We start from the raw sequence: 17737 nt of genomic DNA on the forward strand, positions 1-17737 counted from the left end.
CCATGCCGTGGATGGGCATCCAGGACCTGTGGACGTTTCTGGTCGCCGTGCTGGTGTTTCTCGCCCTGCCCGGTCCCGGTACCTTCACGCTGCTGACTGCCACCGGCCGTGGCGGCGTGCGCGGCGGCTACACCGCACTGGCCGGCCTGCTGGTCGGCGACCAGATCCTGATGTGGCTGGCGCTGGCCGGCGTGGCGGCGCTGCTCAAGGCCAATCCTCTGGTATTCCACGCCGTGCAGTACCTCGGCGCGGCCTACCTGGTGTGGGTCGGCATCAGCCTGCTGCGCACGCCCAAGCACGAGGGCGGCGACGCCGGCCCGATCCGCATGCAACCCGGCCGCTACTTCCAGCAGGCGATCCTGGTCAGCCTGCTCAACCCGAAGGCGATCCTGTTCTACATGGCCTTCCTGCCGTTGTTCATCGATCCGAAGGCGCACCAGGGCATCGCCACCTTCGCCGCGCTGGCCGGCATCATCCTGGTGGTCAGCATCGCCTACTGCTCGATGCTGATCGGCGTGGGCAACCTGGCCCGCCGCCGGTTGATCCAGCACCCGCGGATCAGCGATGCGCTGCGCCGCGTGGCCGGCCTGTTCCTGGTGGGGTTCGGCATCCGCCTGGGGCTGAACGGATGAACGGGCGGCTGCCACTGCTCGGCATGACCCTGCTGCTGGCCGGTGCCGCCTCTGCCGGCACCGTGCAGGACCATCGCTGCCTGACGGGCGGTCGCAACGACAACATCCACCTGGAATGGCGCTGGCTGGAAGACGGCCGGGCCGACGTGCGTTACGCCGGCCAGCGCGAGCGCCTGCCCCTGCACCGGATCTCGATGGAGACCACGGTGCTGGCCGAGGATCGCCCGTACCAGTTCGACAGCGTGTGGGAAGAGCGCATCGACGGGCGCCTCAACGGCCGCTACCTGCTGAGCACGCAGGGCGCGCTGGTACTGGATCTGAGCTACGAACGCGCCCGTGATGGCCGTCGCACCACCTTCCACGATGACAGCCAGGCGTGGCAGGAGGATGGCTGCCATTGGCCGGGAGGCGTAGCGGCGCGCGTGGTCGATTGAAGCATGCCAACCAAGGTTGGCATCTACCGGTCGTGCATCTCCGCGCGCAGGTGGTCGATGAACACCCGCAGCTTGGGCGCCATCTGCTCACGCGCGGGGTAGTACAGGTGGAAGCCGGGGAATGGCGGCTGCCAGTCCTGCAGCACGCTCTGCAGTCGCCCGGCGGCGATGTCGTCGGCCATCAGCGAGGCGAAGCCCTGGGCCATGCCCAGCCCCGCCAGCACGGCGCGATGGGCGACGCCGGCATCGTTGAACACCAGCCGTCCGCTCACTTCCACGTCCAGGTCGTGGCCTTCGCGGCTGAATTCCCAGCGCATCAGCCGGCCGTTGGCCAGCCGGTGCACGATGCAGGCGTGGCCCTGCAGGTCATGCGGGGTCTGCGGCACGCCATGGCGTTCGAAATAGGCCGGCGTGGCTACCACCACCTGCCGCTCGGGTGGCCCGACCGGCACCGCGATCATGCCCTGTGCGAGTGATTCGCCCAGGCGGATGCCGGCGTCGAAGCCCTCGGCCACCAGATCGGTCAGCGCGGGGTCGACGCACAGTTCCACCTGCACCTGCGGGTAACGCGCAAGGAAGTCGGGCAGCCGCGGCAGCACCATGCGATCGGCGACGATGCGCGGCAGGGTCACGCGCAGCCGCCCGGCAGGCACCGAGCGCGCGCTGTCCAGTTCGGCAAATGCCTGGTCGATCTGGTCCAGGCCGCCGCGCACGCGCTGCAGGAAACGCGCGCCGTGCTCGGTCAGGTTGACCCGCCGCGTGGTCCGCTGCAGCAGCCGCACGCCCATCCGCGCTTCCAGCGCGCGCACGCTCTGCGACAGCGCCGAGGTCGACACACCCAGGGCATCGGCGGCGCGGGTAAAGCTGGCGTGCTCGGCCACGTGGACGAAAGCGACCACAGCAGTGAGCGGGACGGAGGCATCCATTGTGAAGGCAGCCTTCAAGGTAAGTCCGGTGACACGCAGTTTATCCACATGATGGCGTGGAGGATGCTGTGCCCCTCGCCACTGCCCATCCAGACGTGGCGCCTTCCCCAAGGAGATCCACATGAAGACCCGTACTCTCGGCCCCGCCGGCCCCACCGTGTCCGCCCTCGGCCTGGGGTGCATGGGCATGAGCGCGTACTACGGCGGCCGCGGCAGTGACGATGACGGCATTGCCGTCATCCGGCACGCGCTGGACCGTGGCGTGACCCTGCTCGACACCGCCGATGTGTATGGCCCGCACACCAACGAGGTGCTGGTCGGTCGCGCGATTGCCGGCCGCCGCAACCAGGTGTTCCTGGCCAGCAAGTTCGGCATCGGCCTGGACCCGGCTGACCCGAAGGCGCGGCAGATCAACGGCCACCCGGACTATGTGCAGGCCGCCTGCGAGGCCAGCCTGCGCCGCCTGGGCGTGGACCACATCGACCTGTACTACCAGCACCGCGTCGACCCGACCGTGCCGATCGAGGACACCGTGGGTGCGATGGCACGCCTGGTGGAACAGGGCAAGGTGCGCTGGCTGGGCCTGTCCGAGGCCTCGGCGGCCACCCTCCGCCGCGCCCATGCGGTGCACCCGATCACGGCGGTGCAGAGCGAGTACTCGTTGTGGTCGCGCGAGCCGGAGCAGAACGGAGTGCTGGCCACCACGGCGGAGCTGGGCATCGGCTTCGTGCCGTATTCGCCGCTGGGCCGTGGCTTCCTGACCGGCGCCATCCGCAGCCCGGACGACTTCGACGCCGACGATTACCGGCGCACCTCGCCCCGCTTCGAAGGCGAAAACTTCCAGCGCAACCTGGCATTGGTGGACACCGTGCAGGCGCTGGCCGCCGAGCGCGGCATCGCTGCCTCGCAGCTGGCGCTGGCCTGGGTGCTGTCGCGCGGCGGGCACATCGTGCCGATCCCGGGCACGACGCGGCGGGCACGGCTGGACGAGAACCTCGCTGCACTGCAGGTGGAACTGGATGCGGCCACGCTGGACGCATTGGATGCGGCCTTCCCGCTGCATGCCGCGGCCGGCGAACGCTATTCGGTCAGCGGCATGGCCAACATCGAGTCCTAGCGGGGGCCGGGACGAACGTACACCGGTGGCTGCCGCCGGATTGTGCCGATTCCGGCAGCCTGGCCGGGGCGCAGCGCGTGCCCCGCCATGCATGACCCCCGTCAGTGGTAATGCTGCGCTGCGTTCGGTCACACTCGGGAACTTGTCGTTCTTAGTCACCCCTTCCGAGGCCTGCATGTCCCTGTTCCGGCGCAAGTCCCTAGATTCCGTCACCGTCCACGAAGCCGGCAGGCGCCTGATCCCGACGCTCAGCTGGCCGCACCTGATCGCACTGGGCATCGGTGCCATCGTCGGCACCGGCATCTACACGCTGATCGGCGTCGGTGCCAATCTGGCCGGCCCGGCCGTGCTGATCTCCTTCGCCATCGCCGGTGCGGTCTGCGCCTGTGCGGCGCTGTCCTATGCCGAGCTGTCGACGATGATGCCGGCCGCCGGCAGCGCCTACACCTACAGCTACAGTGCGCTGGGCGAGGTGTTCGCCTGGGTGGTGGGCTGGAGCCTGATCCTGGAGTACTCGCTGGTGGTGAGTACGGTGGCGGTGGGCTGGTCCGGCTACTTCGTCGGCTTCCTCGAATGGGTCCACACCCAGTTCGGCTGGAACGTGCACCTGCCGGCCTGGCTGGCAGCCGGCCCGCACGTGGAAGGCGGCATGATCAACCTGCCGGCGATCATCATCACCTGGCTGGTGGCCGGCATGCTGATGGCCGGGACCAAGGAAAGCGCCACGCTCAATGCCATCCTGGTGGTGTTCAAGCTGATCGCGCTGGCGATCTTCGTGGCCGTGGCCCTGCCTGCGTTCGACAGCGCCAACCTGCAGCCGTTCATGCCGTATGGCTTTGCCAAGTCGATGGGCCCCGATGGCGTCGAGCACGGCGTGATGGCGGCAGCGGCGATCATCTTCTTCGCCTTCTACGGCTTCGATGCGATCTCCACTGCTGCGGAGGAGACCAAGAACCCGGGCCGTGACCTGTCGATCGGCATCATCGGTTCGATGATCGGCTGCACCATTGTCTACGTGCTGGTGGCGCTGGCCGCAGTGGGTGCGATGAGCTACGCCGTGTTCGGGCACAGCGCCGAGCCGCTGGCGCTGATCATGCGCCAGCTGGGCCATCCGACAGCGGCGATGGTGATCGGCGTGATTGCGATCATCGCGCTGCCGACCGTGCTGCTGGCCTTCCTGTACGGCCAGAGCCGCATCTTCTTCGTGATGAGCCGCGACGGCCTGCTGCCGCGTGGCCTGTCCAAGGTCAACGCGCGTACCGGCACGCCGGTGGCGACCACACTGTTCACTGCGGTGGTGGTGTCGGCGCTGGCCGGCGTGGCCCGCCTGGACGAGATCGCCGCGCTGGCCAATGCCGGTACCCTGGCCGCGTTCACTGCAGTGGGCGTCTGCCTGGTGGTGCTGCGCCTGCGCGAGCCGGACCGCGCGCGCACGTTCCGCACGCCGCTGGCCTTCGTGGTTGGCCCGCTGGCCGCGCTGGGTTGCATCTACCTGTTCATCAGCCTGCCGCACACCACCCAGCTGTACTTCCTGTTGTGGAACGTGGCCGGCCTGGTGCTGTACCTGCTGTACAGCCGACGCCATGCGCTGATCGCGAAATAGACCGATCACCGGTAGTGCCGGCCGCTGGCCGGCAACCCGAATCCTGTTGATAGGGGCAATGCCGGCCGCTGGCCGGCACCACCGCACGGCGTTTCAACCGCCCTGCTTTGCGGCGTAATCCTGCGCCTGGCGCATCACCCGCAGCAGGTTGCCGCCCCAGATGCCGGCAATCTGCTGCTCGGTATAGCCCTTGCGCAGCAGCCAGGCGGTGATCTTCGGCAGCTGGCTGACATCGGGCAGGTCACTCAGGCCACCGCCGCCATCCCAGTCCAGGCCGATGCCCACGTGCTCGGGGCCGACCACCTTGAGGATGTGCTCGAAGTGGGCGAAGAAATCATCCAGGCTGGCGTGGCGCACCGGGTGCTCGTGGTCCAGTGCCTGCTCGGCCTTCAGCAGCGCAACACCCTGCTCGATGCCCATGCCTTCCCAGCCGCCCAGCTGCCTGCTCAGCGCTTCTTCGGCCTGCTTGCGCTCGGGCGTCTTCGCCGTGTCGATCAGGTAGCCGCCATAGGCGTTCACCTGGATCACGCCGCCGGTCTTGGCCAGCTTGCGCAGCCGCGCGTCATCAAGATTGCGCGGGTGGTCGTACACCGCCTTGGCCGAGCTGTGCGACAGCACGAAGGGCACCGGCATCATCGCCAGCAGGTCGTCGAACACCGCGTCCGAGGCATGCGACTGGTCGATCACGATGCCCAGCTTCACTGCCTGCCGCACCAGCTCCTTGCCGGCCGGGCTCAGGCCCTTCCACTCCGCGCCCTTGGGATCGGTGGCCGAATCGGCGAAGTCGTTGTTGGCGAAGTGCACGGTGCTGAGCAGCCGCAGGCCGGCGCGGTGGTAGAACGAGAGCAGGCTCGGGTCTTCCACCAGCGGGCTGGCATTTTCCATGCTGATGTAGACCACGCGCTTGCCGGCGCCCTTGATCCGCGCCGCATCATCGGCGGTCAGTGCCAGCGCGAAGCGCGCGGGATTGGCCGCCAGCATCTCGCGGATTTCCAGCAGTCGCTGCAGGCCGTGGTCACGCTCGGCCAGGTGGGCCGCTGCGCTGCGATCGCCCTGGTCGGTGTAGATCGCCCAGAAACCGCCATCGAGCGCACCTTCGACCATGCGCGGGTAGTCCACCTGCGAAAGCGCGTTGCGGTCGTGGCGCTGCTCGATGTCGAAGCCGGTCCGGCCGAAATTTGCCGGCGTATCCAGATGGCTGTCGAGCGTGACCAGGCGCTGCTGCAGCGCCTTGGCACGGGCCAGTTCCTCGGCGCTGAACTCGATGGCATGAGCCGACAGCGGCGCGCACAGCGCCACGGCGAGCACGACGGACAGGTGGCGCAACGATGGCATGGGCTCTCACCGGCAATGGGAAGAGCCCGACCATAGCGCTGCACCCGGCCTTTTTGTAGAGCCGAGCCCATGCTCGGCTGCCAGACAGATCATCCGAGCGTGGGCTCGGCTCTACAGAGATCGGCAGTGACGCGGTCAGTCCACCACGCGGCAGAACACGGCCTTCAGGTAACGCGATTCCTGCACGTGGGCCATGAACGGGTGGTCCGGACCGGCGCCGGCCACCTTCAGGATCTGGATCGTGCGGCCGGAGAAATACGCCGCGCGGCGCAGCATGTCGAGGAACTGGTCCTCGGCCACCAGGCCGGTGCAGGAGAACGTGGCGAACAGGCCGCCCGGCTTGACCACGCCCAGCGCCAGCTTGTTCATGTCCAGGTACTTCTTCAGCGCAGTAATGACCTGGTCGCGGTCGCGGGTCATCTTCGCCGGGTCCAGGATCACCACGTCGTACTGCTCGCCACGATTGGCCGCATCACGCAGCCACGGGAAGATGTCGGACTGGACGAACTTCGGGCGCACGTTGTTCAGGCGCGAATTGCCCTTGGCGATCTGGATGACGTCTTCATCGATGTCGATGCCGACCACTTCCGAGGCGCCTCGCGCCGCCGCATACACCGCAAAACCGCCGGTGTTGCAGCACAGGTCCAGCACGCGCTTGCCTTCCACCTGCTGGCTCAGCCACTCGCGGTTCTCGCGCTGGTCGGCGAAGAAGCCGGTCTTGTGCGCACCTGCCGGGTCGGCGCGGAACTTGATGCCGTACTCGGTGATCACCGACGCTTCGGTGGTGGTATTGCCGTGGAAATCGAAGCTTTCCTGTTTCTGCACGTGCTCATCGGCGAAGCTGTGGAAGCGGCAACCCGGGAACTGCTCGCGCAGGGCGTCGTAGATCCACTCGCGGTGGCGGAACATGCCGGCGGCGAAGAATTCGACCACCACCAGGTCGCCGTAGCGATCCACCACCAGGCCGGACAGGCCGTCGCCTTCGCTGTGCACCACGCGCCAGGCGTCGGAGACCGCGTCGAGCTTGAGCACCTCACGGCGCAGCGACACCGCCTGGGCGATCTTGCGCGAGAACCAGCCGGCATCCACCGGCACGTTCTGGTCGGTCTCAAGGATGCGCACGGCAATACGCGAATGCCCGTTGTAGAACCCGCGGCCAACGAACTCGCCATCAATGCCGACCACGTCGACGATGGAACCGGGCTTGGGCCGGACGGTCGGCTTCTCGACCAGTTTCTGGAAGATCCACGGGTGGCTGGAGCGCCACGCATTCTTGAGGCGGACAATCGGAAGGGGGGTATTCATCCACCCATTGTAAACCGGGCGCCGGGGTCAGATCCCCGAAGGGGCTCTGACCCCCGCCGGCGTGCCAACCAAGGTTGGCACCCACCAGGCCGGAACGGGCTCGGGAATGGGGTCAGAGCCCCTACGGGGATCCGACCCCTCGTCCCCCATTTGACGTCGGCCCAGCCAGACGGCAGAATCGGCGCCAGAAGGGGAGTAGCTCCCAGACGTTGTCGCCGTCATTTCGAGCCCGCAGGCTCCGGTGCAACGGCAGTTCCAGCCGACTGGAACTGCGAGCGAGACCTTCGCCGTACTGGCGAAGCTCTGTCCCTGGATCCCCCTCCCGATCCTCCGTTGCAGATCCTCGCCGTCCGGCCTGGCATTCATCTTTCCAACGGACATTCCCAATGCAGACGATCGGTAACGTGTGGTTGTGGGGCGGCTTCGCAGCGGTGGTGGTCATCGCCCTGCTGGTCGACCTCGTGTTGATGCGCCATGGTGGACCGCACAAGGTCACCTTCAAGGAAGCCCTGTGGTGGTCGATCGGCTGGGTCGCGCTGGCCCTGTTGTTCAACGCCGGCCTCTGGTACTACCTGAATGAGACCGCCGGCCAGGTGGTGGCCAACAAGGTCGGCCTCGAATTCCTGACCGGCTACCTGGTCGAGAAGGCGCTGGCGGTCGACAACATCTTTGTGTTCCTGATGATCATGAGCTACTTCGCAGTACCGGAGGAGCAGCGCCAGAAGGTGCTGATCATCGGCATCCTGGGTGCGATCGTGCTGCGTACGATCATGATCTTCGCCGGCAGCGTGCTGATCAGCCAGTTCCATTGGCTGCTCTACGTGTTCGGCGCCTTCCTGCTGTTCACCGGCTGGAAGATGTGGTTCGCCGCCGGCCAGGAACCGGATCTGGAAACCAACCCCGCCCTGCGCTGGATGCGCAAGCACCTGCGCCTGCTGCCGGACTACGCCGGCAATGCGCTGAGCGTGAAGCGCGATGGCGTGCGCTGGTTCACCCCGCTGTTCGCGGTGCTGATCCTGATCGCGGTCACCGACGTGATCTTCGCCGTGGACAGCATCCCGGCGATCTTCGCGATCACCACCGACCCGTTCATCGTGCTCACCTCCAACGTGTTCGCGGTGCTGGGCCTGCGTGCGATGTTCTTCCTGCTGGCCGGCATGGCCGACCGCTTCCACCTGCTGCCGTACGGCCTGGCGCTGGTGTTGGCCTTCATCGGCATCAAGATGATGATCATCGACCTGTTCAAGATCCCGACCCCGGTGTCGCTGGGCGTGGTCGCGGTGATCATCGCCGCCACCGTGGTGCTGAGCCTGAAGTACCCGCCGAAGGAAGGCTCGGGCCACGCCTGAGCCTGAGCGGTGGGAAGGCGCGGCCGGCGGGATTGTCCCGCCGGCCGCACCCACTCTCCCGCAACAGTGGCCTTGGTTTCGCGCCAGCCACCGCCATTGCTGAGGTATGGACAACAACACGCCCCTGCCCGCCGGCGACGTGCCGGCCCCCCGCAATGACCGCTCGCGCATCCTGCGGGCGTTCAATGTCAGCCTGGCGGCCGTGCTGGTGCTGGTGGCCGTGTTCGCCCTGCAGGGCACGTTCGACTGGCGACCGTGGGCGGTTGCGCCACTGGAAGCCAAGGGCCTGCTCGGCCTGATCGGCGGCCCGATGCTGCATGCCTCGGTCGAGCACATCGCCGCCAACAGCATCGCCATCCTGATCCTCGGCACCCTGGCCGGCAGTGTGTATCCCAAAGCCACCGTGCGCGCCCTGCCCCTGCTGTGGCTGGGTTCGGGCCTCGGCGCGTGGATGCTGGGCAATCCGGGCAGCGTGCACCTGGGTGCCAGTGGCGTGACCCATGGCCTGATGTTCCTGCTGGCCAGCCTCGGCCTGCTGCGCCGCGACCGTGCGGCAATCGCCACCGGCCTGATCGGCATGCTGTTCTATGGCGGCATGCTGATGACCATCCTGCCGCATGCCGATGGCGTGTCCTGGCAGTCGCACATGGGCGGCGCCTTCGCCGGCATCATCGCCGCGCTGCTGTTCCGCAACGCCGATCCGCTGCCGCCGCGCCAGCGCTACAGCTGGGAAGACGAAGAAGAAGACGTCGAGCCTGTGCCCGACGACGAGCTGGAGCCGCCGTCACCGCAGCGCGTGCCGGTGCTGTGGCAGCCGCGCGAGGGCCAGGACTACGTGGTGATCCCGTTCCGCCGCCCGGACGAGCCGCGCGGTTGAGGTGACGGTAGTGCCGGCCACTGGCCGGCAACCTCATGAACCGATAGTGGCCGACCTTGGTCGGCGCGGTTGTTGCGTGCCAACCAAGGTTGGCACCTACCAGAGCACACCGGCCCCCGGGTAGCGCCGGGCCATGCCCGGCGCGTTGATCGCTCAGTTCCCCGCTGTGCCCATCCCGTCCACCGCCTGCCGGCCGAGCGCGGGATCATCGGTGAAGAACGCATCGATGCCGGTCGCCAGGTAGGCGCGCATCTCGGCGATCGAGCCTTCGACGTTGCGCGCGGTGTCGGCGCCCTTGCGCAGGTTGCTGGGCTGGAAATGGTTCTCCGGGCGGAAGGTGTACGGAATCACCATCAGGCCGGCCGCATGCGCATCACGTACCAGCGCGGTCGGCGTGCCCAGCGCGCCGTTGGCATCCAGCGGAATGATCGAGCGCAGCTCGGGGCCGATGCCATCGGCGTAGCCGGCGATGTCCTTCAGCCCGGCCGGGGTCATCATCTGTGCGTAGGTCAGCGTGCCGCCGGCCTTGGCGATGTCGGCCGGCTGGGTATCGCCCTTCCACAGCAGCTGCAGCAGGCGGATGTTGCTGCCCCGGCCGATCTTGCCATGCAGGTAGCGCAGGTTGGCGGTCTCGAACGACTGGATCGTGACCGGGCCGACATTGGTGTACGCGTTGCCACGCAGCGCGGCCAGCAGCTTGTCTTCCATCGGCAGGCCGATGGACTGGAAATAGGTCGGGTGCTTGATCTCCGGCACGAGGCCGATGCCACGGTTGGCGCGCCCGGCCTGCTGCACCAGGAAGGCCAGGATCTCGTCCAGGCTGGCGATGCGGAACTGGCCGTCGTAGGCGGTACTGCGCAGTTCCGGCAGGCGCTCACGGGCGTACAGGGTCTTCAGCTCGGCCAGGGTGAAGTCCTCGGTGAACCAGCCCTCGACCTGCTGCCCATCGATCACCTTGCGGGTGCGGCGGCTGGCGAACTCCGGATGCGAGGCGACGTCGGTGGTGCCGCCGATCTCGTTCTCGTGGCGGGCCACCATCACCCCGTCCCGGGTCATCACCAAGTCCGGTTCGATGTAGTCGGCGCCATCGGCGATGGCCTGCGCATACGAGGCCAGGGTGTGCTCGGGCAGCAGGGCGCTTGCCCCGCGATGGCCGTAGACCGACACCTTGGGCACGGCCGGGGTGGAGGATTCAGCACTCATGGCCACCGATGGTGCCACGGCCAGCGACAACAGCAACGCACAACCCCACGACTTCACTGCGACTTCCCCAAGCGGTATGTGATGGGCGTCAGTATGCGGCGGCAATGTGACAGGTGGGGGACCTGGGGTCGGATCCCCGCAGGGGCTCCGACCCCGTGGCGGAACCGTGCAGGGTCAGAGCCCCTTTGGGGATCTGACCCCGTGTTACTTGCCGATGCAGAAACTGGAGAAGATCCTCCCCAGCAGATCATCGGCACTCATCTGCCCGGTGATCTCACCCAGCGCATCGTGGGCCAGCCGCAGTTCCTCGGCGGCCAGCTCCAGGTGCTCGTGCGCCAGCTCGCCATCGGCGCGCTGCGCATGTTCCTGCGCGCGTTCAATCGCATCCACGTGGCGCGTGCGCGCGGAGAACTCGCCGTCCACCTGCTCACCGGCACCGGCCGAAGCAATCGAACGCAGGCGCGCATGCAGATCGTCGAGCCCGGCGCCGGTGGCGGCCGAAACGAACACCCGATCCGGATCAGCCAGCGACGGCAACGCCGCCAGCAGATCCGACTTGTTGTGGATGTAGACCTTGTGCGGTACCGCCGCCACGGCCTCGCCCAGCGCCGCTTCACCGGCCGCCGGATCGCGCGCATCCAGCACGATCAGCGCCAGGTCGGTGCGCTCGATTTCCACGTGGGCGCGGCGCATGCCTTCGCGTTCGATGGCGTCGCCGCCGTCGCGCAGGCCGGCGGTGTCGACCAGGGTCAGCTCCAGGCCATCCAGGCGGATGGTTTCGCGCAGGGTGTCGCGGGTGGTGCCGGCGATGTCGGTGACGATGGCGCGTTCGCTGCCGGCCAGCGCGTTGAGCAGTGAACTCTTGCCCGCATTCGGCGGACCGATCAGCACCGCGTGCAGGCCATCGCGCAGGCGACGGCCGCGTTCGGCATCGCGGCGCAGAATGGCCAGATCGCTGCGCGCCTGTTCCAGCCCACGCCGCACCTGCGCGCCACCGAGGGTATCCAGCGGTTCGTCGGCGAAGTCGATGGCCGCTTCCACGTGGATGCGCAGCAGCACCAGCTGCTCGACCACCGCATCGATGCGGCGCGAGAACACGCCATCCAGTGAACGACGCGCCGCGCGTGCGGCACGGTTGTCGCCCGCGGCGATCAGGTCGGCGATGGCCTCGGCCTGGGCCAGGTCCAGCTTGCCGTTGAGGAACGCCCGTTCGCTGAACTCACCCGGCCGCGCCTGGCGCGCACCGAGCGCGATGCAGCGCGCGACCAGCTGCTGCAGCAGCACCGGGCTGCCATGGCCCTGCAGTTCCACCACCTCTTCGCCGGTGAAACTGTTCGGTGCCGGGAACCACAGCACGATGCCATCGTCGATGACCTCGCCGTCGGCATCACGCAGGCGCGCGTAGTGCGCGTGGCGCGGGCGCAGTGCAGGCGCCCCCAGTGCATTGGCAATCGCCGCAGCGCGCGGACCGGACAGGCGCAACAGGCCGACACCGCCGGCGCCGGGGGCGCTGGCGATGGCCACGATGGTGTCGGTGCGGATCGCGTCGTTCATGGCTCAGAGCTTCTCCAGCTGCGCGCGCGCCTGGGCCGCGCCACTGCCCTGCGGCTGCAGCGCCAGGTAGGTGGTGTAGGCCTGCTTCGCCTTGGCCTTGTCGCCGGCGTTGAAGTAGGCATCGCCCAGGTTCAGATGGGCCACCGCGCGCGACGGGTCGATCTTCAGCGTGTTCTCCAGCCAGCGCGCGGCTTCTGCATAGCGCTGCTGGCGGTAGTAGACGAAGCCGAGGTTGTTGGCGGCCTGGGCGAAATCAGGACGCAGCTTCAGCGCTTCGGCGAACTGCGCGGCTGCCTCGTCGTACTGCTTCTCGCGGTACAGCTGCAGGCCGCGGTCGTTGGCCTGCTGCGCGCGCTGGCGGTCTGACGCCGGGCCAGCGGTGGGCACCACCAGCTTGGCCTTGCCGCCCTGCAGGTCGGCCACCGTCACCGGCGCCTGGCTGCCCTTGGCCTCGCTGGCCGCATCCACCTTGTTGTTCAGCGCGATCGCATCGGCGGTCAGCTGGCGCGTATCGGCGTTGAGGAATTCCTGGCTGTCCGGCACCTGGAACACGAACTCGCCGCCCTGCGAACCGGGCAGGCTGCCGAAGGCCGGGGTCTGGTGCGAGACCGCCGATACGGCCGGCGCCACGTAGGCGGCCAGCTCGGTAGCGGTGATCAGGCCGTCGCCGTTGAGGTCGCCCTTGCCGGCCAGCGCCTGCAACAGCACCCAGGTGAACACCGAGTGGCCGTTGGGGCCAGCATCGGCCACCTGCTGGTCGGCACCACCGGCGGTCAGCATCTGCCGCGCGCTGCGACGCGCGTTCTCGCGCAGGAACGACGACGACGACGGGCCACCGCGGGTCAGGCCCAGGCCGCTGTAGCAGGCATCCATCACGAACATCACATGCTTGGCCTGCATGCTCTCGGCAATGTTCTGGATGTCGGTCATCGCGATGGCGTCGGTGGCGAATTCCTTCGGGTCCGAATCGACCGGAATGATGTAGCCCAGGTCGCGCCCGGAAGCGAGCTGGCGGGTCGCGCCATGGCCGGCGAAGAACACGAACACGCGGTCGTTCTTGCCGGTGCGGTCATCGGCCAGGCGATCGTGGAAGGCCGCGAGGATGTTGTTGCGGGTCGCCTGCTCGTTCTTCAGCACGATCACCTGCGAGGACGGGAAGCCGAACTGCCCGGTCAGGGTATCGGCCACCGCCTGCGCGTCGTGGCTGGCGTACTCCAGCTTCGGCCACTTGGCATAGTTGTCGATGCCGACCACGATCGCCCAGGACTTCTCGTAGCCGGTGGTGACCGTGGCGGCACCGGCTTCACCCTTGCGCGCACGGGCGACAGTGAAGTCACGGCCGTTCCAGCCGGCGAACTGGTAACCATCGGCGATCAGCCGGTCGAGGATCTGCGGCAGCGCCTTCACCGCACGATCGTGGATGTCGTGGAACAGGATGATGCCGCGCTGTTCCTTGTTCACCTGGTCTAGCACGCGCTGCACGATCGATTCCGGTACCGGGTCGGCCCAGTCCATCGAGTCGATGTTCCACATGATCGACTTCAGCCCGGCCTCGTTGAGCAGCTGCAGGCCTTCGGCATTGCGCGCGCCATACGGGAAACGGAACAGCGGCGCGCGCTTGCTGTCGACATCCTTCAGCAGCGTGTCGGTGTCGAGCACCTGCTGGCGCAGCGCGTCACCGGTGGTGCGCGACAGCTGGGCGTGGGTCAGGCTGTGGTTGCCGACCGCATAGCCCTCTTCGATCAGGTTGCGGCTGATCTTCGCCATCGGGCCGAGGCTGACCTTGCCATCGGCCTCGACCTTGCCAAGGTTGCGGCCCACTTCAAAGAACACGCCCGGCACGTCGTAGCGCTTGAGGATGGCCACCACTTCATCGGTATAGGCCTTGTGCGGGCCATCGTCGAAGGTCAGCACCACGGTCTTGGCCGGCAGGTCGCGGCCGAAGATCTCGCGGTCGCTGTCCTTCATCGACATCGGGTAGGGCTCGATCACGCCGTAGTCGCGCAGGATCGCTTCGCGGCTGTAGTCCTTGTGCAGGTGGGCGATGTAGTCGTCCCACTTCTCACGCTTCAGCTCGATGGCACGGGTGCGCTCGAAGCGGCTGAAGATGCGGGTCAGTTCCTGGTTGTAGTTTCGCTCGATCTCGTCGAGTGCCTCCAGGTCCTCGCCGATGCGCTGGTGCAGCTTCACCGCCGGCAGCGACGAATCAGTGCCGACCCGCTCATGCAGATCACGCAGCACTTCGCGGAAGGCCAGGCGGTCGGCGTCGAACAGTTCCGGCGCCGACTCGATGTAGTCCAGCACGGTGCCGAGGGTGGCGAAGCGCTGCGGGCTGGAGCCGCGCAGCAGGGTGTCGAACTGCGCGGCGATCGCCGTGCGCTGTTCCAGGCCATCGTGGAACAGCTGCTGGCCCACACGCGTGGAGGTGCCGCGGTCGGCGGCCGATTGCTGTTCCTCGTCTGCCAGCAGCACGATGATCCGGCGGTAGCCGTCGAGCTGCTTCTGCAGCGCCGCCAGCAACGGCGCGGCGGCCGGATCGGCGGCGGCCGCGGCCTGCGCGCTTGGCTGGGTGACGGTGGTCGCCGGCGCCTTCGCGTCCTTGTCGCCGCAGCCGGCAACAACCAGGGTCAACAACAGCGAGGGCAGGAACAGGCGGAACGACGACGCACGCGGCATGGCGAACTCGAAGGTGGGAGGAACGGTGTGCCGGCGATTCTACCGCCGCATGCGAAAAGCCCGCCTTGCGGCGGGCTTTTGCTGGGGTCAGCCGGCCAGCGGCCGGCTCTACCGATTACTTCTTCTTGACCGGGGCCGGAGCGGTGGTGGCCGCAACCGGCTCGCCGCCATGGCGCTTGGTCATCCACCACTGCTGCAGCAGGCCCAGGCCACCGTTGACCACCCAGTACAGGACCAGGCCGGACGGCATGAAGGCCATCATGACGCCGAACACCAGCGGCATGAACTGCATCATCTTCTGCTGCATCGGGTCCATGCCCGGTGCCGGGGTCAGCTTCTGGGTGAACCACATCACTGCCACGTTGATGACCGGCAGGATGAAGTACGGATCGCGTGCGGTCAGGTCCTGGATCCAGCCGAACCAGGGCGCCTGGCGCAGTTCGACCGATTCCACCAGCACCCAGTACAGGGCGAAGAAGATCGGCATCTGGATGAGGATCGGCAGGCAGCCGCCCATCGGATTGATCTTTTCCTTCTTGTACAGCTCCATCATCGCGGTCTGGAACTTCTGGCGGTCATCGCCATAGCGTTCCTTCAGCTGCGCGATGCGCGGCTGGAAGCGGCGCATCTTGGCACCGCTCTTGTACTGGGTCGCCGACAGCGGGTACAGCACCAGCTTCAGCAGCACCACCAGGCCGACGATCGCCCAGCCCCAGTTGCCGACCAGCTTGTGCACCTGGTTCAGCACCCAGAACAGGCCCTGGCCGATCACCGCCATCATCGAGAAGCGGCTGTAGTCGACCACGCGGTCCAGGCCCGGCACGTCTTCCTTGGCGATCAGGTTGACCAGCTTCGGGCCGACCCACAGGCGGGCCTCGGTGCTGGTGGACTGGCCCGGGGCCACGGTGAAGGCCGGGCCACGCGCTTCAATCAGGTCACGACCGGCCACCTGCGACAGCACGTAGTGCGCGGTCTGGTCCTTCTGCGGGATCCAGGCGGTGAAGAAGTGATGCTGCAGCATCGCCAGCCAGCCGCCGGTGATGTTCTGGTTCAGTGCGCCGTCGTCCAGGTAATCCTTGAACGCACGACGCTGGTACTTCTTGTCGTTGTCGTACCAGGTGGCGCCGTTGAAGCTGAACGAATCCGGGTTGGTCATGCTCCGCGACAGGATGGTCGGGGTGCGGTCCAGGGTGCGGTAGACGTAGCCGTTCCACGGTGCGGCGCCGGCATTGCTGACTTCGTCCTTGAAGCGCACGGCGTACTCGTTGCGCGAGACGGTCAGGGTGCGCTTGATGGTCACGCCGTTGTCGGCGGTCCACACGAACGGGATCTGCAGTTCGTTCTGGCCCTTGGCCAGCACGAAGTCCTTGGTATCACCGACCAGCTTGAAGCCGTCAGCGCCGGGAACCGGGGTGTTCTTGTCTTCGCTGGCCCAGCCACTGATCGCGCTGTACGGATGCGCGGGGTCTTCGGTCAGCAGGCGAACCGGCGGGCTGCCTTCGTCCTTGGTCTGCGGGAACTGCAGCAGCTCGGCATCCAGCACACGGCCGCCGTCCAGTACCAGGCGCAGCACGTCGGTGGTGACGGTCACGCGCTGGCTGGCCGGGGTGGCGCTGGCCTGGGCCTGCACAGCGGCCTGGCCCGGCGCACCCGGGACCTGCGCGCTGGGGATGCTGCCCGGGGTCGCGCCCGGAACACTCTGTGCAGCAGCCGGGGCCGACGTGGTCGTCGGTGCCGGGGTCGGAGCAGCCTTTTCACGGCTCCACTCCATCCACAGCAGCACGGCCACCATCAGCCAGGCAAAAATGAGGAATACGCGGGTCTGGTTCATCAGCGGACAGGCTCGGCGGGGCCGGGACGCGATGCCGGCTCGGTCAAAGAAGGAGTTGCGATGCCATCAGGCGGCGGCATTGTGCCGTCCACGCCCGGCGCGGGCAATGCACGCAGGCGGCGCAGCAGGCGCAGGAAGGCCTGGCGGATCTCGTCGTTGCTGGCGGAACGCGCAGCACTACGCGCCACGACGACGAAGTCGCCTGGCTGGATTTCGGTACGTGTCTGACGCAGGATGTCGCGCAGGACGCGCTTGATCCGGTTACGCCCCACGGCGTTCGGATCAACCTTGCGGGAAACCGCCAGACCCAGCCTGGCCGGCCGGTCAGCCGGCAGCCAGTGCAGGGTCATCAGCGGATCGGACACACGGCGGGCGCCGTTGAAGACCGTTGAATATTCGGCACGCGTGCGAACCCGCGCAGAGCGAGGGAATCGCTTGCGCGGGTCTGCAGTATTCACTGTCGAAGGGATTGCGTCTGCCGCGGGGTGCGGCATGGCAATCAGGCGCTCAGGACTTTGCGGCCCTTGGCGCGGCGACGCGACAGGATCTTGCGGCCGTCAGCGGTCTTCATACGGGCACGGAAGCCGTGGTCGCGCTTACGCTTGAGGTTGCTGGGCTGGTAGGTGCGCTTCGTGGCCATTGGGGGCCTCTCGTATGAATGGGACGGAAAGAACCGGAAATTCTAGAGAGGTACCCTACCCCGCGTCAACCCCTGGCAGGTACGCGAATTCACCGGGCTGTGCAATAGCTGTGGATGTTTTTGTGAATAAGTAGGGGACAAGCATTCCGAAGGCGGGCGCTCGGTGGTAGTCTGAGCCATCCATTTCCCCCCTTTCCGGCCTGTGTTTGGGCGCCTTGTCGCGTCCATGCCCCGGCCACCGGACGATTATTGCTG

15 protein-coding genes are annotated in these 17737 nt (G+C 67.3%); 6 read left to right on the forward strand and 9 right to left on the reverse strand.

Annotation, left to right across the window (positions count from 1 at the left end; all coding sequences use genetic code 11):
• Nucleotides 1-2 precede the first annotated feature (2 nt).
• Nucleotides 3-632: a leucine efflux protein LeuE gene (leuE, locus tag QP609_RS20805; RefSeq protein ID WP_005411716.1), complete on the forward strand. Its 630-nt coding sequence runs from the start codon at nt 3-5 to the stop codon at nt 630-632.
• A complete protein-coding gene (locus tag QP609_RS20810; protein WP_014648944.1) occupies nt 629-1066 on the forward strand; it encodes a hypothetical protein in 438 nt (145 codons plus the stop codon). The genes leuE and QP609_RS20810 overlap by 4 nt, the downstream gene beginning before the upstream one ends.
• A gap of 23 nt (nt 1067-1089) precedes the next feature.
• Here the strand turns inward: QP609_RS20810 and QP609_RS20815 are convergent, their stop codons facing one another.
• Nucleotides 1090-1992, reverse strand: coding sequence for a LysR family transcriptional regulator (locus QP609_RS20815; protein ID WP_014648945.1), 903 nt, complete (start codon nt 1990-1992; stop codon nt 1090-1092).
• Between the two features lie 121 nt (nt 1993-2113).
• Between QP609_RS20815 and QP609_RS20820 the strand changes: the two genes are divergently transcribed.
• Together QP609_RS20820 and QP609_RS20825 are read left to right on the forward strand one after the other, a co-directional pair.
• A complete protein-coding gene (locus QP609_RS20820; protein ID WP_046433390.1) occupies nt 2114-3109 on the forward strand; it encodes an aldo/keto reductase in 996 nt (331 codons plus the stop codon).
• A gap of 175 nt (nt 3110-3284) precedes the next feature.
• Complete coding sequence (locus QP609_RS20825) at nt 3285-4712, forward strand: amino acid permease (protein WP_046433392.1); 1428 nt, start codon at nt 3285-3287, stop codon at nt 4710-4712.
• Nucleotides 4713-4805: 93 nt separating this feature from the next.
• On the opposite strand, the gene QP609_RS20830 is transcribed toward QP609_RS20825, so the two are convergent.
• Complete coding sequence (locus tag QP609_RS20830) at nt 4806-6047, reverse strand: dipeptidase (protein ID WP_197621043.1); 1242 nt, start codon at nt 6045-6047, stop codon at nt 4806-4808.
• A gap of 135 nt (nt 6048-6182) precedes the next feature.
• Nucleotides 6183-7352, reverse strand: a complete 1170-nt coding sequence (locus tag QP609_RS20835; protein ID WP_014648949.1) for a class I SAM-dependent rRNA methyltransferase — start codon at nt 7350-7352, stop codon at nt 6183-6185.
• Between the two features lie 386 nt (nt 7353-7738).
• On the opposite strand from QP609_RS20835, the gene QP609_RS20840 reads away from it, so the two are divergent.
• Both QP609_RS20840 and QP609_RS20845 read left to right on the forward strand, forming a co-directional pair.
• Nucleotides 7739-8701: a TerC family protein gene (locus tag QP609_RS20840; RefSeq protein ID WP_014648950.1), complete on the forward strand. Its 963-nt coding sequence runs from the start codon at nt 7739-7741 to the stop codon at nt 8699-8701.
• A gap of 106 nt (nt 8702-8807) precedes the next feature.
• On the forward strand, nt 8808-9578 hold the full coding sequence (locus QP609_RS20845) for a rhomboid family intramembrane serine protease (protein WP_134967216.1): 771 nt from the start codon (nt 8808-8810) through the stop codon (nt 9576-9578).
• Nucleotides 9579-9731: 153 nt separating this feature from the next.
• Here QP609_RS20845 and QP609_RS20850 read toward each other — a convergent pair whose 3' ends face one another.
• The 6 genes from QP609_RS20850 to rpmH all read right to left on the reverse strand — a co-directional run bounded on the left by QP609_RS20850 (nt 9732) and on the right by rpmH (nt 17482).
• Nucleotides 9732-10838 carry a glycerophosphodiester phosphodiesterase gene (locus tag QP609_RS20850; protein WP_197621042.1) on the reverse strand — a complete coding sequence of 369 codons (1107 nt, stop codon included), beginning with the start codon at nt 10836-10838 and terminating at the stop codon, nt 9732-9734.
• A gap of 147 nt (nt 10839-10985) precedes the next feature.
• Nucleotides 10986-12335: a tRNA uridine-5-carboxymethylaminomethyl(34) synthesis GTPase MnmE gene (mnmE, locus tag QP609_RS20855; RefSeq protein ID WP_014648953.1), complete on the reverse strand. Its 1350-nt coding sequence runs from the start codon at nt 12333-12335 to the stop codon at nt 10986-10988.
• Between the two features lie 3 nt (nt 12336-12338).
• Nucleotides 12339-15011, reverse strand: coding sequence for a polysaccharide deacetylase family protein (locus tag QP609_RS20860; protein WP_197621041.1), 2673 nt, complete (start codon nt 15009-15011; stop codon nt 12339-12341).
• A 115-nt stretch (nt 15012-15126) separates the two neighbouring features.
• Nucleotides 15127-16842: a membrane protein insertase YidC gene (yidC, locus tag QP609_RS20865; RefSeq protein ID WP_014648955.1), complete on the reverse strand. Its 1716-nt coding sequence runs from the start codon at nt 16840-16842 to the stop codon at nt 15127-15129.
• Nucleotides 16842-17336, reverse strand: a complete 495-nt coding sequence (gene rnpA, locus QP609_RS20870) for a ribonuclease P protein component (protein ID WP_080053031.1) — start codon at nt 17334-17336, stop codon at nt 16842-16844. Before rnpA ends, yidC begins: the two co-directional genes overlap by 1 nt.
• Nucleotides 17337-17341: 5 nt before the next feature.
• Nucleotides 17342-17482, reverse strand: coding sequence for a 50S ribosomal protein L34 (gene rpmH / locus QP609_RS20875; protein ID WP_005411729.1), 141 nt, complete (start codon nt 17480-17482; stop codon nt 17342-17344).
• Between the last annotated feature and the right edge of the window lie 255 nt (nt 17483-17737).

It is taken from the genome of Stenotrophomonas sp. 8(2023), assembly GCF_030345295.1.
In the GTDB taxonomy this organism is placed as follows: domain Bacteria; phylum Pseudomonadota; class Gammaproteobacteria; order Xanthomonadales; family Xanthomonadaceae; genus Stenotrophomonas; species Stenotrophomonas muris.